The organism is Ferrovibrio terrae, assembly GCF_943372915.1.
Classification (GTDB): domain Bacteria; phylum Pseudomonadota; class Alphaproteobacteria; order Ferrovibrionales; family Ferrovibrionaceae; genus Ferrovibrio; species Ferrovibrio terrae_A.
Map to the genome: position 1 here is coordinate 1 of NZ_CALSAN010000019.1, position 21938 is coordinate 21938.

Below are 21938 nucleotides of genomic sequence, written 5' to 3' on the forward strand. Positions count from 1 at the left end.
TAGCGTGCGCGACTACGGCAATCCGCTGTATTTCATCTTCCCCAACCTGATCGTGCTGGTGCAGCCCGACCATGCCACCGTGATGACGGTGTTCCCGCAGGGCACGGACAATTGCATCGTGCAGGGCGGCGCGCTGATCCCGCAGCCGCCGGCCACCGAGAAGGCGGTGGCCTACTGGGACAAGAACGTGAAGATCTTCTGGGATGCGCTGGACGAGGATTTCCAGATGGGCCAGGCGATCCAGGCCGGCTTCCGCGCCGGCGCCAACACGCATGTCACCTTCGGCCGTTTCGAGCAGGCCTGCGCCTGGTTCCACGACAGCCTGGACAAACGGCTTTCGCCCTAGCGTCGTTCGTACCAGCCCTTGCTGCGGTTGACGATATGCACCACCGACAGCATCACCGGCACCTCGATCAGCACGCCGACTACGGTGGCGAGCGCGGCACCCGACTGCAGGCCGAACAGGCTGATCGCCGCCGCCACGGCAAGTTCGAAGAAATTGCTGGCGCCGATCAGCGCCGAGGGTCCGGCGACGCAATGGGCCACGCCGCATTGCCGGTTCAGGCCATAGGCCAGCCCGGCATTGAAATAGACCTGGATCAGGATCGGCACCGCCAGCAGCGCAATCACCAGCGGATGCGCCACGATCTGCTCACCCTGGAAGGCGAACAGCAGCACCAGGGTGGCGAGCAGGGCCAGCAGCGACAGCGGCGCCAGAGTCTGCAGGGCGCGTTGCAGCGCGGCCTGGCCGCGCCGCAGCAGCGACCGGCGCCAGAGTTGCGCGATCAGCACCGGCACCACGATATAGAGCCCGACCGAGAGCAGCAGCGTATCCCAGGGCACGGTGATCGCCGAGATGCCGAGCAGCAGCCCGACCAGCGGCGCAAAGGCCACCACCATGATCAGGTCGTTGACCGCCACCTGGCTCAGCGTGAAATGCGGCTCGCCATCGACCAGGTTGCTCCACACGAACACCATCGCCGTACAGGGCGCGGCGGCCAGCAGGATCAGTCCGGCGATATAGCTGTCGATCTGCTCGGCCGGCAGATACGGGCGGAACAGCCAGCCGATGAACAGCCAGCCGAGCAAAGCCATGGAAAACGGCTTAACCGCCCAGTTGATGAACAGGGTCACACCGATGCCGCGCCAGTGCTGCCGCACTTCGCCCAGGCTGGCGAAGTCGATCTTCAGCAGCATGGGAATGATCATCAGCCAGACCAGCACGGCGACCGGCAGGTTGACCTTCGCCACTTCGGCCGCCGCCACCACCTGCACCAGGCCGGGCAGCCAGTGGCCCAGCGCGATGCCGGCGATGATGCACAGCGCCACCCACAGCGTGAGATAACGCTCGAACAGCGTCATCGCCGGCTTGGCCGGCGCGGCAGCCGCAACATCCGTCATCACGAGGCCTTCGACTGGTCGCGGCCGATCTCGCGCAGGCGGTTCTGCAGGGTCAGCTCATCCAGTGCCTTGAGCGGCAGGCTGGTGAAGGCGCGGATGCGGTTGGTCAGCATGCGATAGGTCTCGGCAAAGGCCAGCCGCTGCGCGACCTCATCGCCCTCGACGGCTGCCGGATCGGGCAGGCCCCAATGGGCGGTCATCGGCTTGCCCGGCCAGACCGGGCAGACCTCGTTGGCGGCGTTGTCGCAGACGGTGAAGATGAAATCGAGCGGCGGCGCGTCGGGTCCGGCGAATTCGTCCCAGGATTTCGAACGCAGGCCGGCGACGGGATGGCCACTCTTCTTCAGCAGGTCGAGCGCCATCGGATGCACGTCGCCCTTGGGGAAGCTGCCGGCGCTGTAGGCATGGAACAGGCCGCCGCCGATCTCGTTCATGATCGCCTCGGCCAGGATGCTGCGCGCCGAATTGCCGGTGCAGAGGAACAGGATGTTAAACGGCTTTGCGTCTTGATCGGGCATCGGATGCACTCTTGGGGGTTGGCAGGCAGAGATCGGGCTGGCCGCCGCAGCAGCGGTCGGACAGGAAACCGATCAGGGTGTTCATCAGCGCGACATCGACGGCATAGATCAGCGAGCGGCTGTCGCGCCGCTGCGTGATCAGCCCGGCGCCGCGCAGTTGCGCCAGATGGAAGGACAGCGTGGGGGCCGGCACATCCAGCGCCTCGGCAATCGCGCCGGCGGAAAGCCCCGCCGGCCCGGCCTCGACCAGCCGGCGATACACCGCCAGCCGCGTGTCCTGCGCCAGGGCGCCGAAGGCGCGCACCGCAAGCGAATCCGTCATCCGTTTCATATTTCCAGATATATCAAAATATCGGGCAGCCGCCAGTGAAGCTTTGATGACAGCCGCGGCTGCGTCAGGCTTTGGCGGTTTCCGCCGTGGCGGTGCGCAGCATCAGCATGGCGGCGAAGCCCGCCAGGCACAGCCCGCTGGTGAACAGCAGCACATGCTGCCCGTACCATTCGAGCAGCAGGGCGAACACAAAGGGTGCGCCGGCCTGGCCGAAGCGCGCCGGTGCGACGAGCCAGCCCTGGCGCCGGCCATAGCCGACGGGGCCGAAGATCACCAGCGGCAGGGTGCCTTTGGCAATCGTCATCACGCCGTTGCCGGCGCCATGCAGCAGGGTGAACAGATACGCCGCCGGCGCGCCGAAAATCAGCAGCAGGCCGACGCCGAGCGGATGCGTGATCGAGGCCATGCGGGCGGAGAGCAGCGGATGGAAGCGCTGCAGCACGGTATGTTCCAGCACGCGGGCGGCCACCTGGGCGGGCCCCACCAGGGCGGCGGCGGCAATCGCCATGGTCTTGCTGGCACCGGCGGCTTCCAGGATGCGCGGCAGATGCGCGGCCATCGCCGTGCTGGTGATCCAGGTGACGGCGAAGGCAAAGGCCAGCAGCAGCATCGGCCGGCTGAAGATCGGCGCATCCTCCTGCGCCATGGCTGGCGGCGGCGCGGTGATATGGTCGCCCAGTTCGCGCGGAATCATCAGGCGGTTGAGCGGCAGGCCGATCAGCAGATGCGCGCCGGCCCAGACATAGCAGGTGGCGCGCCAGCCCCATTCGGCATCCACCAGCGCCGAGATCGGCCAGCAGATCGTGCTGGCAAAACCGGCCAGCAGGGTGATGCCGGTGATGGCGCTGCGCGATTCCCTGCCATAGATCGCGGCCAGCGTGGCAAAGGCCGCCTCATACAGGCCGATCGCCATGCCGAAGCCGATCATCAGCCATGCGGCGACAAACACCGCCAGATGCGTGGCGCTGCCCAGCAGGGCGAGGCCGGCTGCGAAGATCAGGCTGGACAGCGTGAGGATATTGCGGCCGCCGAAGCGGTCGATGCGCTGGCCGACGCCGGGGCCGATGAAGGCGGTGAGCAGCATCGCCACCGAAAAGGCGCCGTAAATCCAGCCGGTGGTGACGCCCAGATCGGCCGCCATCGGTCCGGCCAGGATCGCCGGCAGGTAATAGGTCGAGCCCCAGCCCAGCGTCTGCGCGGTGCCCAGCGCCAGGATGACGGCGAGGCGATGCTGCTTGCCGATCTGCATCAGCAGCAGTCCTTGGCCGCTTCGGTGCCGGCGAAATGTGGCTTCGGCGTGCAGCAGCTTTTCTCGGTGGCCGCCGTCACCGTGACGCGCGGCTTGGCGGTGCCGCAGCTTTTGCCTTCGCCGGCGGTCGCCAGAGTGCTGCTGCACACGCCGGTTTCCGGCAGGTCGAGCTGCACATCGTCGGCTTCGGCCATGTCGCCGGCGAGGGCGGCGGCAATCGAGCGCACCTGCTCATGGCCGGTGGCGAGCAGGAAGGTGGGGGCGCGGCCATAGCTCTTGATGCCGGCGATGTAGAAGCCCGCATCCGGCTGTGCCAGTTCGCGATGGCCATGGGGCCGCACCGTGCCGCAGGAATGCACATTCGGATCGATCAGCGGCGCCAGCACGCGCGGGCTTTCGGTGGCCGGATCGAGATCGAGGCGGATTTCGCGCAGCATCTCCAGCGCCGGGCGCTGGCCGGTCGCCACGATGATGCGGTCCACCGTCACGGTCTCACTCGCGCCACCCGGCTGCTGCAGGGTCACCTGCAACGCCGTGCCGCTGTCGATCTTCGTTACTGTGCTGTTCATATGCAGGTCGATGCCGCCAGCCTTCACTTGGGTTTCCAGAGCATGGCCCAGCGCGCCGCGCGCCGCCAGCTTGTCGTTGCTGCCGCCGCCGAACAGCCGCGCCAGGCTGCCGCCGCGCACCGCCCAGACGATCTCGGTGGTCGGTGCCCGGCCTTTCAGCTTGGCCAGATCGAGCAGCACATTGGCAGCAGAATGCCCGGCGCCCAGCACCAGCACGCGCTTGCCCACGTAAGCATCGACATCGCGGCCCAGCATATCGGGGATGCCATAGGCAATGCGTGCGGCGGCTGCGCGTTCGCCCGGCACGGCCAGGCCGCTGCTGCCGATCGGATTGGGCTGGCTCCAGGTGCCCGAACAGTCGATCACCGCGCGCGCCAGATCCTGCCGCTCGCTGCCATCGCGCTTGCGCACGGTCAGCAGGAAGGGCGCCGCCTCGCGGCCCGCCGTCTTCATCTTGTCAAAGCCCTGACGGCTCACCGCCGTGATGCGCGCGCCGGTTTCCAGCACCGCGCTGATCGCCGGCGTCGCCGCCAGCGGCTTCAGATACTGCGCATACAGCTCGGCCCCGGTGGGATGCACGCTCGGGCGCGGCGCCGTCCAGCCGGTCGGTTCCAGCAGGGCGCGTGCGGCCGTGTCAATATTGTAGGACCACGGCGAGAACAGCCGCACATGACCCCAGTCGCGCACATGATCGGCGATGTCGTCGCCGGCCTCATAGAGTTTCACCTTCAGGCCGCGCGCCAGCAGATGCGCGGCAGCGGCCAGACCCACGGGGCCGGCGCCGATCACGGCAATGGGCAGCGAGAGTGACGTGTTGATGGCGTTCATGGTTGGGCTCCTTCGGTGTTCGTCGAAATACGAATGCAACAGTCAAAAAAAGGGGTTGAGACTTACAGGGTGCCGAGCAGCTGCTGCAGGCGGCGCAGCTTCGGCACATCGACGCAATAGCAGGGGCGGGCATCGCTGATATCGCCGCGCACCAGGCCGGCGTCTTTCAGGATGGTGAGATGTTGCGAGGCGGTGGAGGGCGCCACCGGCAGCAGGTCGGCCAGCTTGCCGAAATAGCAGGTGCCGATGCGCAGCAGGTTGCGCAGGATCAGCACGCGCACCGGATGGGCGACGGCCTTGGCCAGTTCGGCCAGCTCGTCATCCTCGGGCCGGGCATGCTCAACCAGGTCGGCCGGGATCGCCGCCGCCGACAGGCCGGGATCGCAGCAGGCAGCATCCGCCTTAGTGGTGCCAGTCTTGGCGGCGCCGGCCTTGGTCTTGCTGGTCTTGGCCCGGATGGGCATTGGAGGTACTCCGTTCGTAATTCGACGAATAACGTAATGCACACTCGCGATGTCGTCAAGCCCGTCCTGGCCCGGGCGGAAAACCCTGGCGAAACCCCGTCTTTGTCTTAAGGCGGTCTTGGATCGCCGGGGGCCGACAGTCTAAGCTTGGGCCATGGCAAAGATGGCGCGCAGATACTTCGTTTCCGGCCGGGTGCAGGGCGTGGGTTACCGCTACTGGACCACGACACGGGCCAAGGCGCTGGGCCTGGTCGGCTGGGTGCGCAACCGGCGCGACGGCCGCGTGGAAGTGCTGGCCTATGGCGAGACCGCCGATCTCGACAGCCTGGAGCAGACCCTGCATGGCGGTCCCGAAGCCGCCACGGTGGAAACAGTGGAGCCCGGTCCGGTGACCCCGGAAGAAGCCGAGCTGGCCGCCGGCGCGACCAAATTCTCGCAGACGCCGACGCTGTGAAAGCGATGCCGTAAACGCGGTCACTCCGACCACGCAATCGGGGGATATTGCGCGTATATGCGCGGTGCGAAAATTTATGGTAAACGCGAAATTCATAATCTCTCCAAGCGATGCGTTAATCATCGGAGGAGAAACTGTCGCGGACTGCTTCCAAAGGTAGCAACTTCGGAGTCCGCGATGACGAGTTCAGTTTCAAATTCGATTTCCATCGATTCTGTTCAGGCGATCACAGTGGTTGAGGCTGTCGGTAGACATGAAGACCGCAGACCGGAGCAGCAGGCCGAATTTCTTGAGGCGCTGAAGGCGGCAACGGCAGAACGGCCCACAACCTATAAAACGCCAGCACAGCGCACCATCCCGCGTGTTGAGCCGACAAAGGTCACCGATCTGTCGCCGGAAGAACAGGCGATGATTCGAACCGATCTTGCATCCTCCTATGCACGGTTGGCCGAGCACTATCGGATAATGGACGAAGCGGATAACCGGCGGGTCGCCATTGCTAAAGGTCCGGACAACATAAACTTCTCTGCACGGAATGTTGCCGACCTGACTCTTGATGAGACCAAAGAGCAGATTCAATACATCACCGACATGATTCAGAGCGGCGAAGCCGAGCAGTACACATTGCATGCGTCGAATGGCGACCGTTCGACCTCGAATTACCGCCAATATGTCTATTGGATGCAGCAGCATCTTAAAGAGCTGGGCGGTGCCGCTCCCACTTCGCTCGGGCAATACTGATCGCTACAACGTATCGCTCATGCTGCTTACAGGCATGGATTCCCGCTTGCGCGGGAATGACGGAGATATGGACCGAAATACAGTCGTCGTTCCCGCGAAAGCGGGAGCCTAGGTCTTCTGAATCGCGCGCTACAGCGCGTTGATATCCGCCACTTCTAAAACAGGTCTGGGTGCGCCGGTCCGCGCGCAGGCGATCATCGCCTTGCCGACCTGCTCGGTGGTGGTCAGCGCCTGCGGCCACAGCAGCCGCACCAGCGGCAGCACCGGCATCAGCAGCAGATAGGCCAGGCGGTAGACCCGGCTTTTCGGGGTGATGCCATGCAGCGGCTCGATGGCGCCGGGGCGGAACATGTAGGCCGCCCTGAAGGGCAGGGCGAGCAGGGCATTCTCGGTGCGGCCCTTCACCCGCGCCCACATGAGCGCGCCGGCCTCGGTGCTGTCGGTGCCCCGCCCGGTGATATAGGTGAACACCATCTGCGGGTTGAGCCGGGCGAGCGTGCGGGCGGCGGCGAGCGTCAGGTCGTGGGTTACCCGCGTATAGGCCGCCTCGCTCATGCCCGCCGCGCTGACGCCCAGGCAGAAGAAGCAGGCATCGAAACCGCTCAGCCGGTCCTCGATCCCGGCATAGTCGAACAGGTCGTCCTGGATCAGGTCGGTCAGCTTGGTCGCCTCAGGCAGCCGCCCCATCGGGGTATCGCGGGCCGGGCTGCGGCCGATGGCGACCACCCGGCTGACGCCGGGGTCGAGCAGGCATTCGCGCAGCACGCCCTGGCCGACCATGCCGGTGGCGCCGAAGATCAGGATGTTCATAAAGGCCCCGGGCTGAAGGAAAGCTGTCCCGATCATAGCGGCCGGGGGTAGCGGCGACAGGGCGACCATCACAGTCTCGCCCGTAACCGTCATTCCCGCGCAAGCGGGAATCCAGCAAGCTGACCGACTGGGCTCCCGCTTTCGCGGGAGCGACGGGGGGTAATCCCGGTCTTGATCGCCGGAAAATGTACCTTATATGTTCCTGGATTTGCAGCTCGGGAAAAGCGGCAGGCCGGCAGGCCGGCGGGCCGGCGCGACCCCGAACCGACCTGAACGAACCTGGATGGACCTGAACGAACCCCAGCGAAGCCGCACGAGCATCCAGCGAACCCCAGCGAACCCCAGCGAACACTGGCGAAGCCTGGCGAACACGAATGATGGTGTCGCGAAGCGGAATGACGCAGAATGCCCCTCAGCCGGCCCGGCTGGCCAGTCATGACGTATCAATATCGAAAGACGCTGTAATATTATGATTACAAAGAAAAAATATCGAATGACCCTCAAAGAGTGGGCGCTCTGCTATGTCGGCGCGCTGGCCTTTGGCGGTGTGGGCTGGTGGGCGACCGGCAACCAGTGGGTCGGCTTCGGCACCATCGTCATCTTTACCGCGGTTTACGTCCTGCTGCTGAAGTCACGCAAAGCCTCAGCCGAGCCGCAGGTGGTTTCGACCGCCGGCATGACCCGGCAGCAGCGCCGCGCCCATGAGCGCAAGAATAAGTCTTAGAAGTTCAGTAGTTTAAGAAGACTGCCTGATCAGGCTTGGCAGCTTGCGCCGAGCCGGTCGAGCAGGGCGGTTTCCACCGTGTCGCGCAGCACCAGGTCCACCTCGGGCAGGCTGGGCGTCAGGCCCAGATCAGCCAGCGAGGTGACGCCGAAAGGCTCGGCCGCCGTCTTCTGGATGCCGCAGGCGACGATGCCGCCATAGTGGTCGAGGTTGGGGTCCACGTTCAGGCTCAGGCCATGGAAGGTGATCCAGTGCCGGACGCGGACGCCGATGGCGGCGATCTTGTCTTCCCGGCCCGGGCCCTGGTCGGGGCGCTCGACCCAGACGCCGACCCGGCCGTCGCGGATCGCGCCGGTGACGTTGAAGCGGGCGAGGCTGGCGATCACCCAGTCCTCCATGCGGCAGACAAAGGCCCGCACGTCGCGGCCGCGCCGGGTCAAGTCCAGCATCAGGTACGCGATGCGCTGGCCGGGGCCATGATAGGTGTACTGCCCGCCGCGCCCGGTCTCGAACACCGGGAACTGGGGGGTGAGCAGGTCGGCGGCCTTGGCCGAGGTGCCGGCGGTATAGAGCGGCGGGTGTTCCAGCAGCCAGATCGCCTCGGGCGCCGTGCCGGCATGGATGGCGGCCACCCGGGCCTCCATGGCGGCCAGGGCCTCCGGGTAGTCGACCGGCGCGTCGCTGATGATCCACTCCACCGGGCCGGCCGGGGTGGCGATGATCTGGTTGGGCGGGGGGAGAGACATGGGGACGTACCGGGCGGCTTAACGCTGTGCTAACCTTGCCCGGGTTACTTAAGCCCTGCAGGGACCGGAAGGAAGGTGCGGCATGGCGATCAATACCGCCGTCAACGATGTCTCGGTCGAAATCTCCGTGGTGCTGGGGAAGGCGACCATGCCGATCCATCAGGTGCTGAAGGTCGGCCGCGGCGCTGTCATCGAGCTGGATGCCAGCGTGGACGACCATGCCTGGATCTTCGCCAACAACAAGCTGATCGCCCGGGGCGAAATCGTCATTTCCGGCGAGAAGGTTGCGGTTTCCATCACCGACACCATGTCGGACGACTAGGGCCGTATTAACCTCTGGCGCGGCCTTGAATACCCGGGCGGGATTTGCTATTCCCCCGCGTCGCCCGAAAATGCGGTCGTGGCGGAATTGGTAGACGCGCAGCCTTGAGGTGGCTGTGGCCGAAAGGCCGTGAAAGTTCGAGTCTTTTCGACCGCACCATTCGACAAACCCGTCCGGGACCGGGCCGTCCCACTTTCCTCGCATGGCAGGCTGTTGTAAGCCTGATTTCCCCGGCGGCAGCTCTGCCCGGCCGGTGCCCCTGATCGTACCGATCCTGCGAGTATTTTGATGAAATCCGATCTCGACCGCGCGGCCCTGGAATACCACCGGCTGCCGAAGCCGGGTAAGCTGGAAATCACCCCGACCAAGCCGCTCGGCACCCAGCGCGACCTGGCGCTGGCCTACAGCCCCGGGGTCGCCGCCGCCTGCAATGCCATCGTCGAAGACCCGGCCCAGGCCGCCGAGCTGACCGCGCGCGGCAACCTGATCGGCGTGATCTCCAACGGCACCGCCGTGCTCGGCCTGGGCAATATCGGTCCGCTGGCGTCCAAGCCGGTGATGGAAGGCAAGGCGGTGCTGTTCAAGAAGTTCGCCGGCATCGACGTCTTCGATATCGAGATCAACGAAACCGACCCCGACAAGCTGATCAGTATCATCGCGGCGCTGGAGCCGACCTTTGGCGGCATCAACCTGGAAGACATCAAGTCGCCGGAATGCTTTGTGGTCGAGCGCGCGCTGCGCCAGAAGATGAAGATTCCGGTCTTCCACGACGACCAGCATGGCACCGCGATCACCGTGGCGGCCGCCGTGCTGAACGGCCTGCGCGTGGTCGGCAAGAAGATGGACGAGGTGAAGCTGGTGGCGTCCGGCGCCGGCGCCGCCGCGCTGGCCTGCCTCGACCTGCTGGTCGAGCTGGGCGTGCGCAAAGAGAATATCGTCGTCACCGATATCGTCGGCGTGGTCTACGAGGGCCGCACCGAACAGATGGATGAATTCAAGGCGCGCTATGCGCGGCAGACCAACCACCGCACGCTGGGCGATGCCATCGTCGGCACCGATGTGTTCCTCGGGCTTTCAGCCGCCAATGTGCTGAAGGGCGAGATGGTCGCCAAGATGGGGCCGAAGCCACTGATTCTGGCGCTGGCCAATCCGACGCCGGAAATCCTGCCGGAAGTGGCAAAGGCGGCGCGGCCCGATGCGATCATGGCCACAGGCCGGTCGGACTATCCGAACCAGGTCAACAACGTGCTGTGCTTCCCGTTCCTGTTCCGTGGCGCGCTGGATGTCGGTGCCACCACGATCAACACGGCGATGGAACTGGCCGCGGTGCGCGCGATCGCCGATCTGGCAATGGCGGAAATCTCCGATGTCGTGGCGCGGGCCTATGGCAATGACGAGGCGCTCAGCTTCGGCCCGGAATACTTCATCCCGAAGCCCTTCGATCCGCGCCTGATCCTGCAGATTGCGCCGGCGGTGGCGCAGGCGGCGATGGACAGCGGCGTGGCGACGCGGCCGATCACCGACATGAAGGCCTATCGCGAGGGCCTGGAGCGTTTTGTCTACCGCACCGGCTTTGTCATGCGGCCGACATTCGAGCGCGCCAAGCGCAAGCCGATGCGCCTGATCTATGCCGAGGGTGAGGACGAGCGCGTGCTGCGCGCCGCCCAGATCGTGCTGGACGACAAGGTGGCGCTTCCGACCCTGATCGGCCGCCGCGCCGTGGTCGAGCGCCGCATCGAGAAACTCGGCCTGCGGCTCAAGATCGGCGAGAATGTCGCGCTGATCGATCCCGAGCGCGATGACCGCTACAACGAATACTGGACCGGTTATCTGGCGCTGATGAAGCGCAAGGGCGTGGCGCCCGACGATGCCCGCACCATCATCCGCACCAACACCACGGTGATTGCCGCCATGGCGGTGCAGCGTGGCGAGGCCGATGCCATGATCTGCGGCTCGGTGGGTCAGTATGACCAGCATCTGCCGCATATCGTCGATGTGATCGGCCTGCGTGCTGGCGCATCGCTGCCGGCGGCCATGCAGCTGCTGGTGCTGCCGCATGGCATGCTGTTCATCACCGACAGCAATGTGAATCTCGATCCCAGTGCCGACGAGATCGTGGCGATCACCCAGATCGCGGCCGACGAGGTACGCCGTTTCGGCGTGGTGCCGAAGATCGCGCTGTTGTCGCATTCCAATTTCGGTACGTCTTCGGCGCCTTCGGCGCTGAAGATGCGTGAAGCGACCCAGCGCCTGCACCAGCTGATGCCGGGCGTGGAGATCGAGGGCGAGATGAAGGCCGATGCCGCCGTCTCGGAAGCGATCCGCGAGAAGCTGATGCCCGACAACACCCTGAAGGGCAGCGCCAACCTGCTGGTGATGCCCAACCTGGATGCCGCCAATATCTCGGCCAATCTGGTGCGCCAGATGGAGCAGGGCTTCTATGTCGGTCCGATCCTGATGGGCATGGCAAAATCGGCGCATATCGTGTCGCGCAATGTCACCGTCCGCGGCCTGGTCAATATGAGCGCGGTTGCCGTGGTCGATGCCCAGGACCATGCCGAAGGCCTGATGGGGCGCAGCGCCTCCGGCGACTAATGCCCGAGTACCGTGCGCCCGGCCGCTGCATCCCAGTCATGGCCGGCGGCGAAATCGCGCAGTTGCTGTAACGCGGCGCTGTCATCCTCGCGCCAGCGCAGGCCGATGCGGTGCGTGTCGCGCAGCTCGGGCAGGGTCAGCGTCGCCACCTGATCGCTGCCGAGCCAGTGCGGCAGGATCGCCACGCCGATGCCGGCTTCCACCAGCGCCAACAGGGCCGCATCGCTCTCGGCCCGGCCGATGATGCGCGGCCGCACATTCAATCCGTCGAACAGTTTTTCCGCCGCCGGCATGATCTCGGCCTGCGGCCGGATCACAAAGGGCTGGTCCTGCAGGTCGGTGATCTTCGCACTGCTGCGCCGGGCCAGCGGATGCGCCGGCGGCACCGCCAGCAGGTAGCGCTGGCGGAACAGGCTCAGGCTGTGCTCATCGCCGTCATCGCCCAGCGGCAGGATCGCTGCATCGATGCGGCCCATATCGAGCCGGCGGGTCAGCGTTGCCGCCGGCGCTTCGAGAATCTCCAGCGCAACATCAGGGTGTGCCGTGGTGAAACTGCCGAGCAGGGCGGTCAGTCTTTGCTGGGGCAGCCCGGGAATGTAGCCCAGCCGCAGGCGCAGCTTTGCCGGCCGGCCTTCCTGGCGCAGTTCGCGCCGGGCGGCGGTCCATTCCTGCAGCAACAGGCGGGCACGCGGCAGGAAGCGGGCGCCGGCCGGCGTGAGTTGCGAGGCGCGGCCACGCTCGAACAGGCTGCTGCCCAGCGACTCTTCCAGGCGCTTGATGCCGGCCGACAGCGTCGGCTGGGTGACATTGGCGCGTTCGGCGCCGCGGGTGAAACTGCCGGTTTCGGCCACGGCCATGAAATAGCGGATCAGGGTCAGATTCATGGCCCATAGGAAAACCCTATCTCGAACATAAAGACAATTGATTTTCTCTATTCAATAATCCGGGCTATCACCGCAGGCAGAGGAAACCGCTGAAAAGAGGAGGGCGCCATGGCGGAGCGCTATGTCGAAACCCTGCGGCTGATGACCCAGGCCTGGCAATGCGATCATCTGGGCCATGTGAATGTCAGTTTTTATATGGGCTGGCTCGGCGATGCGGCCTTCGCCGTTGCCGCGATGCATGACTGGCCGCGCGAGCAGATGATGGCCGAGAATGCCGGCGTGGCCGCCGTGAAGGCCGAGGTGGATTACCAGGCTGAGCTGCGCGGCGGCGACATGGTGAAAATGGAGAGCACCGTGGAAAGCATCGGCGAGCGTAAGATCGTGTTCCGGCATCGCCTGATCCGCATCGGTGATGACCGGCAGGCCATGGCCGCCCGGCTGACCGGCGTGTGCATCGATACGGTGCAGCGGCGCTCGCGGCCGTTACCGGCCAGTTTTGTCGCCCGCATTTGTGAAAACTTCGGCATTGAGCCCGTCGCACCCAAGGAGGTGGCGGCATGAACATGCTGCCGGAGTTCAAACCGGCCGACCCAGACTTTGAGGCGCGGGTTCGCGACAGTTTCAACCGCCAGCCGGCCATGCATCTGATCGGCGCCACGATCGAGGCGCTGAAGCCGGGCTTTTGCGAAATCGGCATGCCGCGCAAGCATGACCTGACCCAGCAGCATGGTTTCGTGCATGGCGGCATCGTCGGCATGATCGCCGATTCAGCCGCCGGTTATGCCGCCTACAGCCTGTTCCCCGCCGATGCCACCGTGCTGACGGTGGAATACAAGATGAACCTGATGGCGCCGGCCGATGGCAACCGCCTGCTGGCCCGCGCCCAGGTGACCCGCCATGGCAAGACGCTCACCATCGTGGGTTTCGATGTCTTTGCCGAAAAAGCGGGAAAGATGCTGCACTGCGCCACGGGACTGGCGACGCTGATGTGCATGCTGGGGCGTCCTGACGCACCCCGCACGGCTGCATCCTGACGCCCGATCCGCTACACTGCCGCCACCCGATTCAGAAGAGCCGTCCGAGAAGGGTAAAATCATGATCTCCAACAGCTATCCGACGCTCGATTTCGGGCTCGGCGAGACCGCCGATATGCTGCGCCAGTCCGTGCGCGGCTTTGTCGACAACGAACTGGCGCCGCGCGCCGATGCCATCGACAAGACCAACGAATTTCCGCGCGATCTGTGGACCAAGCTGGGCGATCTCGGCCTGCATGGCATCACGGTGGAAGAAGAATACGGCGGCAGCGGGCTGGGCTATCTGGAGCATTGCATCGCCGTCGAAGAGGTCAGTCGCGGTTCGGCCGCGGTGGGACTTTCGTATGGCGCGCATTCCAATCTCTGCGTCAACCAGATCCGCCGCAACGGCAATGAAGCCCAGAAGCAGAAGTACCTGCCCAAGCTGATCTCCGGGCAGCATCTGGGCGCCCTGGCGATGAGCGAGCCCAATGCCGGCTCGGATGTGGTGTCGATGAAGCTGCGCGCCGAAAAGAAGGGCGATCGCTACATCCTCAACGGCAACAAGATGTGGATCACCAATGGCCCCACCGCCGATGTGCTGGTGGTCTATGCCAAGACCGACCCGGCCGCCGGCGCGCGCGGCATCACGGCTTTCCTGGTGGAAAAGGGCTTCAAGGGATTCTCGACGGCGCAGAAGCTCGACAAGCTGGGGATGCGCGGCTCCGATACCGGCGAGCTGGTGTTCCAGGATTGCGAAGTGCCGGAAGAAAACGTGCTCAACCAGGTGGGCAAGGGCGTCAACGTGCTGATGAGCGGCCTGGATTATGAGCGCGCCGTGCTGGCTGCCGGTCCGCTGGGCATCATGCAGGCGGCGATGGATGTGGTGCTGCCTTATATCCATGAACGCAAGCAGTTCGGCCAGTCGATCGGCACCTTCCAGCTGATCCAGGGCAAGGTGGCCGACATGTATACCGAAATGAATGCGGCGCGCGCCTATGTCTACACCGTGGCCAAGGCCTGCGACCGTGGCCAGACCACGCGCAAGGATGCCGCCGGTGCGATCCTGTTCGCGGCCGAGAAGGCCACCAAGCTGGCGCTGGATGCGATCCAGATTCTGGGCGGCAATGGCTATATCAACGACTATCCGACCGGCCGCCTGCTGCGCGATGCCAAGCTGTATGAGATCGGCGCCGGCACCTCGGAAATCCGGCGCATGCTGATCGGCCGCGAAATCTTCGAGGAGACCAAGTGAGTTTGCTGTATCGCTTCGCTGCCACCTGCCTTTTGCTGCTGTCGGCCCTGCCGGCGGCGGCACATGATACGGATACACGCTGGGAAGCCATCCGCCCGGCTGACCAGCGCGTGCGCTGGCAGGCCGAGGGGCTGACGGCACCGCCGCAGATGGCGGAGTCTTTCACGTCACCGCTGGGTTACCGGCTGGAACGCTATCTGTGGAAGGCGCAGAAACCGGGCGGCAGCTTTGCCATTGCGGTGCTGCGTGACCTGAGCGAGGACGATCATTACCTGAGCGGCCCCGTCGATCTGATCAAGTTTGCCACAGCCGTGCTCAAGGGGCTGGAAGCGCCAAAACCGCAGGTGAGCGAGCCAAAAGATGTGAAGGTGGCGACGCTGAATGGCCCGGTGCTGAGCCGTCGTTTCAATCTCGGCACGCGGCAATGTGTGGCGCTTGGTTTCTATGCCCAGCCGCAAGGCAACGGCAGTCAGGCCAGGGCGGCCAAGGATGAACCGCTCGCCGAAGGCAGCCTGCGGCTCGATGGCGTCTACTGCGCCACGGCCGGCCAGCCGCTGACCGCTGATCAGGTATTGGCCTATGCCGCTGGCGTCAAACTCACCTCGCGCAAGGAATAGTTCATGACTGCACGTCGCCGGATTTCATCGGGATCGACCTTTGAAAAGACCATGGGATATTCCCGCGCCGTGGTGGATGGCGACTGGATTCATGTCTCGGGTACCACCGGATTCGACTACGCCACCATGACCATCAGCGATGATCCGGTGACGCAGTGCGAGCAGATTTTCAAGAATATCGCGGCAGCGCTGGCCCAGGCCGGCAGCAGCCTGGATGACGTGGTGCGGGTGCATTACTACCTGACCGATGCCAGCATCTTCGAGCAGATCGCGCCAATCTGCGGCCGGCATTTCGCCACGGCGCTGCCGGCGGCCACCGCACTGCTCTGCCAGTTGATCGATCCCAGGATGAAGCTGGAGATCGAAGTCACCGCCCGCAAGCAAGCCTAGACCGGAGACGCCGCATGCTGACCGACGAGCAGCAGATGATCCGCGACATGGCGCGGGACTTCGCCCAGGAAAAGCTGGCACCGGGGGCGGCCGAGCGCGACACCACCGCTCAGCCGCCGCTGGATCTGCTGCGGCAGATGGGCGATCTGGGCCTGATGGGCATGGGCGTGCCAGAGCAGTGGGGCGGGGCGGAGGCCGATTTCGTCGCCTATGTTCTGGCGCTGGAAGAGATCGCCGCCGGCGACGGCGCGGTCAGCACCATCATGTCCGTCAACAATTCGCCGGTCTGTGCTGCCCTGCTGCGCTATGGCACGTTGCAGCAGAAGGAACGCTATCTGAAGCCGCTGGCGCGCGGGGAATGGATCGGTGCCTTCTGCCTGACCGAGCCGCAGGCCGGTTCCGATGCGTCGGCCCTGAAGACCCGCGCCCGCCGTGACGGCGATTCATGGCTGATCAGCGGCGTGAAGCAGTTCATCACCTCGGGCTCGATCGCCAAACTGGCGCTGGTCTTCGCGGTCAGCGACCCCGCCCAGGGCAAGCGCGGCATCTCCTGTTTCCTGGTGCCCACCGACACCCCGGGTTATCGCGTTGCCAGCATCGAGCGCAAGCTGGGCCAGAAATGCTCCGATACCTGCCAGATTGTGCTGGAAGATGTGCGGGTGCCGGCAGATGCCCTGCTGGGGGCCGAGGGCGAGGGCTATCGCATTGCCCTCGCCAATCTGGAATCCGGCCGCATCGGCATCGCCGCGCAGGCCACCGGCATGGCCCGGGCCGCCTTTGATGCTGCGCGGCTGTATGCAGGCCAGCGCGAGGCCTTTGGCACCGCCATCATCAACCATCAGGCCGTGGCCTTCCGGCTCGCCGATATGGCCACCCGCATCGAGGCGGCGCATCAACTGTTGTTGAACGCTGCGCGGTTGAAAGATGCCGGGCAGCCTTGCCTCAAAGAGGCCAGCATGGCCAAACTGTTTGCCTCGGAAATGGCCGAGCGGGTATGCTCGGATGCCATCCAGATTCACGGCGGTTACGGCTATTTGGCCGATTTCCCGGTGGAACGCATCTACCGGGATGTCCGGGTCTGTCAGATCTATGAAGGCACGAGCGATGTGCAGCGGCTGGTGATCAGCCGGGCCATTGCCGGAAATGCAGCCGGCGGCTAGGCCGCCAAACAGAAAAGAGGTCATTTGAACCAGGCGAACGAGATCCTTTTTATCGCATCTCTCCTGGTTCTGGTGAGCATCTTCGCCGGATCGGCCTCGAGCCGGTTTGGTGTGCCCTTCCTGCTGGTCTTCCTCGGCCTTGGCCTGCTGGCCGGCGAGGGCGGGCCGGGCGGCATCGTCTTCCGCGACTACCAGCTCACCTATGCGGTCGGCTCGGCGGCGCTGGGCATCATCCTGTTCGATGGTGGCCTGCGCACCCATTTCGCCACCGTGCGGCTGGTGGCGGCGCCGGCCTTCGTGCTGGCCACCATCGGCGTGGTTGGCACCGCCGTATTGGTCGGCGTGGCGGCGCATTATGCGCTGGGCCTGAAGCCGATGGAGTCTTTCCTGGTCGGTGCCATTGTCGGCTCGACCGACGCGGCAGCGGTGTTCTTCCTGCTCAACATGAAGGGCCTGGCGCTGCAAAAGCGCGTCAGCGGTACGCTGGAGGTCGAATCCGGCATCAACGATCCGATGGCGATCTTCCTCACCATGATGACGGTGGAACTGTTGCGTCATGGCCAGCCGCCCGACACGCTGAAGCTTGCCATCGACTTCGTCGCCCAGATGGCCGGCGGCCTGGTGGTCGGTCTGATCGGTGGTTTCCTGCTGGTGGCGCTGTTCAACCGCGTATCGGTTGCCGGTGGCCTGTATCCGATTGTTGCCATGGCGGCAGCGCTGCTGATCTTTTCCGGCGCGCATTTCGTGCAGGCATCGGGCTATGTCGCGGTCTATGTCGCCGGCCTGGTACTGGGCAACCGGCGCCATCGCGGCGCCCAGGTGATCCTGCGCTTCTATGACGGTCTGAGCTGGCTCAGCCAGATCGTCATGTTCCTGCTGCTCGGCCTGCTGATGACGCCGGACGAGATGACGCCCTATGCGGTGGGCAGCGGGGTTGTCGCCGCTGTGCTGATGCTGCTGGCGCGGCCGCTGGCGGTGATGATCTGCCTGCTGCCGTTCCGCTACACGATGCGTGAGATCGGCTTCATCTCCTGGGTCGGCCTGCGTGGTGCGGTGCCGATCTTTCTCGCCACCATTCCGGTGCTGGCCAACCTGCCCAATTCCGAACTCTACGTGACGGCGGCCTTCGTCTGCGTGCTGGCCTCGCTGACTTTGCAGGGCTGGACCATTGCCCCGGTGGCGCGGTTCTTCGGCCTGGAGCTGCCGCCGAAACCCGAAGCGGTCAGCCGCACCGATCTCGACCTCGGCTCCACCTCGGATCGCGATGTGGCGAGCTACAGGCTGGAAGCCGACGCGCCGGCGCTGGGCTATCGCTTTGCTGAAATCCCGCTGCCACGACGCTGCCGTATCATCACCGTGATCCGCGAGGGCACCGTGATGGACCGCGCCAGGCTGGAGCATCTGGAGCCGGGTGACTACTTGCTGGTGCTGGCGCCGGCCGAGCAGTTCTTCTCGCTCGACCGCCTGTTCACCGCCCGCGAGCAGTCGAAGAAGCAGCGCAAACGGCGCGAGCGCGGCGAGGAGGTGTTCGGCGAATTCGTGCTGTCGGGCGATACGCTGCTGGGCGAAGTGGCGCTGCTCTATGGCCTGCCGGTCGATGACAAGGACCGCAATGACCCTGTGGGTAGCTATGTGCGCCGGCGTCTGCGCCATCGCCCGGTGGTGGGCGACCGCCTGCGCTGGGGACCGGTGGAGCTGGTGGTGCGCGAGATCCGCAACGACCGCATCACCTCGGTCGGCATCGAGCTGGAACCGGAAGAGCATCCGATCCTGCGTGGCTTCCGCCGCGCCTTCGGGTTTGACTAGACGATAAAAAACGACAGGGAGGCCTGCGATGGCTGCGCCGCTGGAATTCTATTTCGATTTCTCTTCGCCCTATGGCTACATCGCCGCCCAGCGCATCGATGCCGTTGCCGCCAAGCATGGCCGCAGCGTGGACTGGCGCCCGATGCTGCTGGGCGCCGTGTTCAAGGCGGAAGGCACCCAGCCGCTGACGCAGTATCCGATGAAGGGCAAATACTCGACCCATGATTTCAAGCGCAGCGCGCGCGAGCATGGCATTGCCTTCAATATGCCGGCCACCTTTCCGCTGCCGACCCAGGGCGCCTGCCGTGGCACCTACTGGCTGAAGCAGACGGCGCCCGACCAGGCCGTGCCGTTTGCCAAGGCGGTCTATAAGGCCTATTTCATTGATGGCCGCGATATCTCGTCGCCTGATGTGCTGGCCGATATCGCGGCGGACCTGGGCATCGACCGCAAGGCCTTTCTCGCCGGTATCGAAAGCCCGGAGATCAAGGCGAAGTTGCGCGAGGTGACCGAAGATGCGATCCAGCATCGCGGCGTGTTCGGTTCGCCCTATACCTTTGTCGACGGCGAACCTTTCTGGGGCGCCGACCGTCTCGACCAGATCGACCGCTGGCTGTCGCGTGGCGGCTGGTAACCCATAACAAAGAAAATCGAGGAAACCTCGCCATGGCCAAGCAGATCATCTTCTACTGGGATTTCACCTCGCCCTACGCCTATATCGGCGCCAACCTGATCGAGGCGGTGGCGCGCAAGCATAACCGCAGCGTCGACTGGCGGCCGGTTTCGATCGGCCATCTGTGGAAGGCGATCCCGGATCGCACGCCGTTTCCCAAGGTGAAGATGGATTACATGGAGCATGACTGGACGCGCTCGGCCAAACTCGCCGGGCTACCCATCGTCACCACGCCCAACCCGTTCCCCACCGATGCCAAGCTGCCGCGCCTGCTGTTCTACCGGCTGAAGGAGCAGAATCCGACCAAGGCGGTGGCCTTTGCCAAGGCGGCGTTCAAGCAATACTGGGGCGAGGGCAAGGATATCGCCAAGCCCGAGCATCTGAAGACCGTGGTGCATGTGGCCGGTGTGCCCGAAGCCGAGATCGCCAAGGCGGCCGAAGACGCCAATGCCCGCCAGGCGGTGCTGGATGCCACCGCCGAGGCGATTGAACTCAAGGCTTTCGGCACACCGACCTTTATCGTCGATGATGAGATGTTCTGGGGCTCGGACCGCATCGACCATATCGATCGCTGGCTGACCCTGGCGCACAAGAAGTAAGCCCTGACCATGACCGAAAAGCCTGCCGGCGGCGCGCTCGCCGTCACCGGCCTCATCGCCACAGCCTTGCTGTGGGGCGCGATGATCCCGATGACGCATGTGCTGGCGACCAGGCATATCGACCCGTTCTTCATGTCGGCGATCCGCTACCTGATTCCGGCGCCGCTGCTGATCGGCATGGCGCTGGTCTTCGACCGGGCATCGCCGTTCCGCACGCCAGTACCCTGGCTGGTGGTGGCGAAGCTGGGCGCCGTCATGGCCTGTTTCTCGATCTTCTACACCGTCGGCATCATGCTGTCTGACCCGGTGCGGGCGGCGATTGCCATGAGCTGCGGTCCGCTGGTGGCGGCGGTGATGACCAAGCTGATGCTGCGGATGCCGCTGGCGCGCGGCTTCTGGCCGGCGGCGATCAGTGCTGCCATCGGCGCGGCATTGGTGGCGCTGGATGCCGTGCGTCCCAAGGCCGGCGGCCCCGGCGAGTTCAGCTATCTGGGCGAGGCGATGCTGGTCGGCGCCATGGCAAGCTGGAGTTTCTATTCACTGAAGGTGCAGGCCTGGCTCGCGCCGCTGGGCTGGAGCAACATGCGTATCACCTGCCTGACCTCTCTGGCCGGTGGCCTTCTGATATGCGGTCTGTTCATCGTGCTGGCGGCGATCACGCCGGCACGTCTGCCGACCGAGATGCCGTCCAGCGCGGCCCTGTGGATGCTGGCCTGGGTCGGCATCGGCGGGGCGGGGCTGGCGATCCTGTTCTGGAATTACGGCGTCAGCCATGTCGGCGTGCCGGTGGCGACGCTTTACACCAGCCTGGCGCCGGTCTTCTCGGTGGCCGTTGCGGCGCTGTTCTTTGGCAGCACCATCACCCTGCAGCAGATCGCCGGCGGGATCCTGATCCTCGCCGGCGTCATCCGCATGCAGTGGCTGGGCGTGCAGGCCGCCCGCGCCCGTCAGAAGATGGTATAGGCGCCGTCGATCACGAAGCTGTCGCCGGTGTGGTAGCTGCTGGTATCGCTCATCAGGTAGGTGGCGATGCCGGCGAAATCCGAACCCTGGCCCCAGCGCCGCACCGGAATGCGCGGCAGCACATTGCCGCTGAATTTCGGATCGGCGACGCCGGCCGCCGTCATCTCGGTCTCGATCCAGCCCGGCAGGATGGAATTGGCGGTCACGCCATAGCGTGCCATTTCCACGGCCAGCGCTCGGATCATCGACAGCATCGCGCCCTTGCTGGCGGCGTAGGATTCGGCGCGCGCTGCACCATGCACGCCGGCCGTGCTTGCCATGCCGATCAGGCGGCCGCCAGCGGTGTCGCCGGCCTTGCTGCGCTCGACCATGTGGCGGGCGGCAGCACGCAGCGTGAAGAAGGCGCCGTCCAGGTTGACCGACAGCACCCGGCGCCATTCCGCCGTACTCAGTTCGTGGAAGGCGGCGCGCTTCTGGCTGACACCGGCATTGGCGAAGCAGCCGTCGATACGCCCCATGGTTTTCAGCGCGGCAGCGAAGCCGGCCTCGACCTGGGCTTCGTCGGAGACATCCACCTTCTGCACCAGCACGCGATGGCCATGGGCCTTCAGTTTCGCCTCGGCAGCGGCATTCTTGTCCGGGTTGCCGCCCCAGATCACCAGGTCGCAGCCGGCCTGTGCCAGCCCCTCGGCCATCCCTAAACCGATACCGCCATTGCCGCCGGTCACCAGCGCAACCTTGCCTTTCAGATCGAAGCCTTTGCCGGCCATGTTCCCTCCATAGTTTTTGTCGATGCAGCCGATAGATAGGCGAAATTAACAGGTTG

Annotated in this window: 26 protein-coding genes and 1 tRNA gene; 17 read left to right on the forward strand and 10 right to left on the reverse strand. The window is 65.0% G+C overall.

All coding sequences use genetic code 11. The features are described from left to right. Positions 1–346, forward strand: a 346-nt coding sequence (locus AAG821_RS13835) for an SRPBCC family protein (protein ID WP_341916312.1), incomplete at its 5' end; no start/stop codon positions are given. Here the strand turns inward: AAG821_RS13835 and arsB are convergent. From arsB to AAG821_RS13865, 6 genes are all read right to left on the reverse strand, one after another. Beyond that, entirely contained in the window at positions 343–1362 is a 1020-nt protein-coding gene (arsB, locus tag AAG821_RS13840) for an ACR3 family arsenite efflux transporter (RefSeq protein WP_341915620.1), read from the reverse strand. The genes AAG821_RS13835 and arsB overlap by 4 nt on opposite strands. A 38-nt stretch (positions 1363–1400) precedes the next feature. Beyond that, on the reverse strand, positions 1401–1919 hold the full coding sequence (locus AAG821_RS13845) for an arsenate reductase ArsC (protein ID WP_341915615.1): 519 nt from the start codon (positions 1917–1919) through the stop codon (positions 1401–1403). Then, positions 1891–2241 (reverse strand): metalloregulator ArsR/SmtB family transcription factor, encoded by a 351-nt coding sequence (locus tag AAG821_RS13850; RefSeq protein ID WP_341915614.1) that lies wholly within the window; start codon positions 2239–2241, stop codon positions 1891–1893. Before AAG821_RS13850 ends, AAG821_RS13845 begins: the two co-directional genes overlap by 29 nt. Positions 2242–2314: 73 nt before the next feature. Then, positions 2315–3499 carry an MFS transporter gene (locus AAG821_RS13855; RefSeq protein WP_341915612.1) on the reverse strand — a complete coding sequence of 395 codons (1185 nt, stop codon included), beginning with the start codon at positions 3497–3499 and terminating at the stop codon, positions 2315–2317. Continuing rightward, complete coding sequence (locus tag AAG821_RS13860) at positions 3499–4896, reverse strand: FAD-dependent oxidoreductase (RefSeq protein WP_341915611.1); 1398 nt, start codon at positions 4894–4896, stop codon at positions 3499–3501. The genes AAG821_RS13855 and AAG821_RS13860 overlap by 1 nt, the downstream gene beginning before the upstream one ends. A 62-nt stretch (positions 4897–4958) precedes the next feature. Then, entirely contained in the window at positions 4959–5360 is a 402-nt protein-coding gene (locus tag AAG821_RS13865; RefSeq protein ID WP_341915609.1) for an ArsR family transcriptional regulator, read from the reverse strand. Between the two features lie 163 nt (positions 5361–5523). Between AAG821_RS13865 and AAG821_RS13870 the strand changes: the two genes are divergently transcribed. Together AAG821_RS13870 and AAG821_RS13875 are read left to right on the forward strand one after the other, a co-directional pair. Then, positions 5524–5814, forward strand: coding sequence for an acylphosphatase (locus AAG821_RS13870; RefSeq protein WP_341915618.1), 291 nt, complete (start codon positions 5524–5526; stop codon positions 5812–5814). A 177-nt stretch (positions 5815–5991) separates the two neighbouring features. Then, a complete protein-coding gene (locus AAG821_RS13875) occupies positions 5992–6555 on the forward strand; it encodes a hypothetical protein (protein ID WP_341915608.1) in 564 nt (187 codons plus the stop codon). 129 nt (positions 6556–6684) lie between these two features. Here the strand turns inward: AAG821_RS13875 and AAG821_RS13880 are convergent, their stop codons facing one another. Continuing rightward, entirely contained in the window at positions 6685–7365 is a 681-nt protein-coding gene (locus AAG821_RS13880) for a hypothetical protein (protein ID WP_341915607.1), read from the reverse strand. A 493-nt stretch (positions 7366–7858) separates the two neighbouring features. Here AAG821_RS13880 and AAG821_RS13885 point away from each other — a divergent pair, with 493 nt between their 5' ends. After that, on the forward strand, positions 7859–8089 hold the full coding sequence (locus AAG821_RS13885) for a hypothetical protein (RefSeq protein WP_341915605.1): 231 nt from the start codon (positions 7859–7861) through the stop codon (positions 8087–8089). Between the two features lie 29 nt (positions 8090–8118). On the opposite strand, the gene lipB is transcribed toward AAG821_RS13885, so the two are convergent. Beyond that, positions 8119–8835, reverse strand: a complete 717-nt coding sequence (gene lipB / locus AAG821_RS13890; protein ID WP_341915604.1) for a lipoyl(octanoyl) transferase LipB — start codon at positions 8833–8835, stop codon at positions 8119–8121. An 82-nt stretch (positions 8836–8917) separates the two neighbouring features. Between lipB and AAG821_RS13895 the strand changes: the two genes are divergently transcribed. From AAG821_RS13895 to AAG821_RS13905, 3 genes are all read left to right on the forward strand, one after another. Next, positions 8918–9157 (forward strand): FliM/FliN family flagellar motor switch protein, encoded by a 240-nt coding sequence (locus AAG821_RS13895; protein WP_341895870.1) that lies wholly within the window; start codon positions 8918–8920, stop codon positions 9155–9157. A 72-nt stretch (positions 9158–9229) separates the two neighbouring features. Beyond that, a tRNA-Leu gene (locus AAG821_RS13900) sits at positions 9230–9316 on the forward strand. Between the two features lie 129 nt (positions 9317–9445). Continuing rightward, on the forward strand, positions 9446–11752 hold the full coding sequence (locus AAG821_RS13905; protein WP_341915602.1) for an NADP-dependent malic enzyme: 2307 nt from the start codon (positions 9446–9448) through the stop codon (positions 11750–11752). Here the strand turns inward: AAG821_RS13905 and AAG821_RS13910 are convergent. Next, positions 11749–12636, reverse strand: coding sequence for a LysR family transcriptional regulator (locus AAG821_RS13910; RefSeq protein WP_341915601.1), 888 nt, complete (start codon positions 12634–12636; stop codon positions 11749–11751). The two genes, AAG821_RS13905 and AAG821_RS13910, sit on opposite strands and share 4 nt — an antisense overlap. Before the next feature lie 108 nt (positions 12637–12744). On the opposite strand from AAG821_RS13910, the gene AAG821_RS13915 reads away from it, so the two are divergent. From AAG821_RS13915 to AAG821_RS13960, 10 genes are all read left to right on the forward strand, one after another. Beyond that, on the forward strand, positions 12745–13197 hold the full coding sequence (locus AAG821_RS13915; RefSeq protein WP_341915599.1) for a thioesterase family protein: 453 nt from the start codon (positions 12745–12747) through the stop codon (positions 13195–13197). Then, the gene (locus tag AAG821_RS13920; RefSeq protein ID WP_341915598.1) at positions 13194–13670 is read left to right on the forward strand and encodes a PaaI family thioesterase; all 477 of its coding nucleotides are present in this window, start codon (positions 13194–13196) and stop codon (positions 13668–13670) included. The genes AAG821_RS13915 and AAG821_RS13920 overlap by 4 nt, the downstream gene beginning before the upstream one ends. 61 nt (positions 13671–13731) lie before the next feature. Further along, on the forward strand, positions 13732–14904 hold the full coding sequence (locus tag AAG821_RS13925) for an isovaleryl-CoA dehydrogenase (RefSeq protein WP_341915596.1): 1173 nt from the start codon (positions 13732–13734) through the stop codon (positions 14902–14904). Continuing rightward, a complete protein-coding gene (locus tag AAG821_RS13930) occupies positions 14901–15521 on the forward strand; it encodes a hypothetical protein (protein WP_341915595.1) in 621 nt (206 codons plus the stop codon). The genes AAG821_RS13925 and AAG821_RS13930 overlap by 4 nt, the downstream gene beginning before the upstream one ends. Before the next feature lie 3 nt (positions 15522–15524). Continuing rightward, positions 15525–15911, forward strand: a complete 387-nt coding sequence (locus tag AAG821_RS13935) for a RidA family protein (RefSeq protein WP_341915594.1) — start codon at positions 15525–15527, stop codon at positions 15909–15911. A 14-nt stretch (positions 15912–15925) separates the two neighbouring features. Beyond that, positions 15926–17071 carry an acyl-CoA dehydrogenase family protein gene (locus tag AAG821_RS13940; RefSeq protein WP_341915592.1) on the forward strand — a complete coding sequence of 382 codons (1146 nt, stop codon included), beginning with the start codon at positions 15926–15928 and terminating at the stop codon, positions 17069–17071. A 24-nt stretch (positions 17072–17095) separates the two neighbouring features. Further along, positions 17096–18877: a potassium/proton antiporter gene (locus tag AAG821_RS13945; RefSeq protein WP_341915591.1), complete on the forward strand. Its 1782-nt coding sequence runs from the start codon at positions 17096–17098 to the stop codon at positions 18875–18877. Positions 18878–18905: 28 nt separating this feature from the next. Continuing rightward, complete coding sequence (locus AAG821_RS13950) at positions 18906–19511, forward strand: 2-hydroxychromene-2-carboxylate isomerase (RefSeq protein ID WP_341915590.1); 606 nt, start codon at positions 18906–18908, stop codon at positions 19509–19511. Positions 19512–19543: 32 nt separating this feature from the next. After that, entirely contained in the window at positions 19544–20149 is a 606-nt protein-coding gene (locus AAG821_RS13955; protein ID WP_341915588.1) for a 2-hydroxychromene-2-carboxylate isomerase, read from the forward strand. Positions 20150–20158: 9 nt separating this feature from the next. After that, a complete protein-coding gene (locus AAG821_RS13960; RefSeq protein ID WP_341915587.1) occupies positions 20159–21112 on the forward strand; it encodes a DMT family transporter in 954 nt (317 codons plus the stop codon). Here the strand turns inward: AAG821_RS13960 and AAG821_RS13965 are convergent. Then, entirely contained in the window at positions 21097–21882 is a 786-nt protein-coding gene (locus AAG821_RS13965) for an SDR family NAD(P)-dependent oxidoreductase (RefSeq protein ID WP_341915585.1), read from the reverse strand. The two genes, AAG821_RS13960 and AAG821_RS13965, sit on opposite strands and share 16 nt — an antisense overlap. Positions 21883–21938 lie beyond the last annotated feature (56 nt).

Bases quoted from the DNA above. Each gene is read 5' to 3' on its own strand.
- AAG821_RS13870 (WP_341915618.1), top strand. From the start codon at position 5,524: ATGGCGCGCAGATACTTCGTTTCCGGCCGGGTGCAGGGCGTGGGTTAC.
- AAG821_RS13965 (WP_341915585.1), bottom strand. From the start codon at position 21,882: ATGGCCGGCAAAGGCTTCGATCTGAAAGGCAAGGTTGCGCTGGTGACC.
- AAG821_RS13910 (WP_341915601.1), bottom strand. From the start codon at position 12,636: ATGAATCTGACCCTGATCCGCTATTTCATGGCCGTGGCCGAAACCGGC.
- AAG821_RS13845 (WP_341915615.1), bottom strand. From the start codon at position 1,919: ATGCCCGATCAAGACGCAAAGCCGTTTAACATCCTGTTCCTCTGCACC.
- AAG821_RS13850 (WP_341915614.1), bottom strand. From the start codon at position 2,241: ATGACGGATTCGCTTGCGGTGCGCGCCTTCGGCGCCCTGGCGCAGGAC.
- AAG821_RS13885 (WP_341915605.1), top strand. From the start codon at position 7,859: ATGACCCTCAAAGAGTGGGCGCTCTGCTATGTCGGCGCGCTGGCCTTT.
- AAG821_RS13950 (WP_341915590.1), top strand. From the start codon at position 18,906: ATGGCTGCGCCGCTGGAATTCTATTTCGATTTCTCTTCGCCCTATGGC.
- AAG821_RS13920 (WP_341915598.1), top strand. From the start codon at position 13,194: ATGAACATGCTGCCGGAGTTCAAACCGGCCGACCCAGACTTTGAGGCG.
- AAG821_RS13960 (WP_341915587.1), top strand. From the start codon at position 20,159: ATGACCGAAAAGCCTGCCGGCGGCGCGCTCGCCGTCACCGGCCTCATC.
- lipB (WP_341915604.1), bottom strand. From the start codon at position 8,835: ATGTCTCTCCCCCCGCCCAACCAGATCATCGCCACCCCGGCCGGCCCG.
- AAG821_RS13940 (WP_341915592.1), top strand. From the start codon at position 15,926: ATGCTGACCGACGAGCAGCAGATGATCCGCGACATGGCGCGGGACTTC.
- AAG821_RS13860 (WP_341915611.1), bottom strand. From the start codon at position 4,896: ATGAACGCCATCAACACGTCACTCTCGCTGCCCATTGCCGTGATCGGC.
- arsB (WP_341915620.1), bottom strand. From the start codon at position 1,362: ATGACGCTGTTCGAGCGTTATCTCACGCTGTGGGTGGCGCTGTGCATC.
- AAG821_RS13895 (WP_341895870.1), top strand. From the start codon at position 8,918: ATGGCGATCAATACCGCCGTCAACGATGTCTCGGTCGAAATCTCCGTG.
- AAG821_RS13905 (WP_341915602.1), top strand. From the start codon at position 9,446: ATGAAATCCGATCTCGACCGCGCGGCCCTGGAATACCACCGGCTGCCG.
- AAG821_RS13855 (WP_341915612.1), bottom strand. From the start codon at position 3,499: ATGCAGATCGGCAAGCAGCATCGCCTCGCCGTCATCCTGGCGCTGGGC.
- AAG821_RS13915 (WP_341915599.1), top strand. From the start codon at position 12,745: ATGGCGGAGCGCTATGTCGAAACCCTGCGGCTGATGACCCAGGCCTGG.
- AAG821_RS13935 (WP_341915594.1), top strand. From the start codon at position 15,525: ATGACTGCACGTCGCCGGATTTCATCGGGATCGACCTTTGAAAAGACC.
- AAG821_RS13880 (WP_341915607.1), bottom strand. From the start codon at position 7,365: ATGAACATCCTGATCTTCGGCGCCACCGGCATGGTCGGCCAGGGCGTG.
- AAG821_RS13955 (WP_341915588.1), top strand. From the start codon at position 19,544: ATGGCCAAGCAGATCATCTTCTACTGGGATTTCACCTCGCCCTACGCC.
- AAG821_RS13865 (WP_341915609.1), bottom strand. From the start codon at position 5,360: ATGCCCATCCGGGCCAAGACCAGCAAGACCAAGGCCGGCGCCGCCAAG.
- AAG821_RS13925 (WP_341915596.1), top strand. From the start codon at position 13,732: ATGATCTCCAACAGCTATCCGACGCTCGATTTCGGGCTCGGCGAGACC.
- AAG821_RS13875 (WP_341915608.1), top strand. From the start codon at position 5,992: ATGACGAGTTCAGTTTCAAATTCGATTTCCATCGATTCTGTTCAGGCG.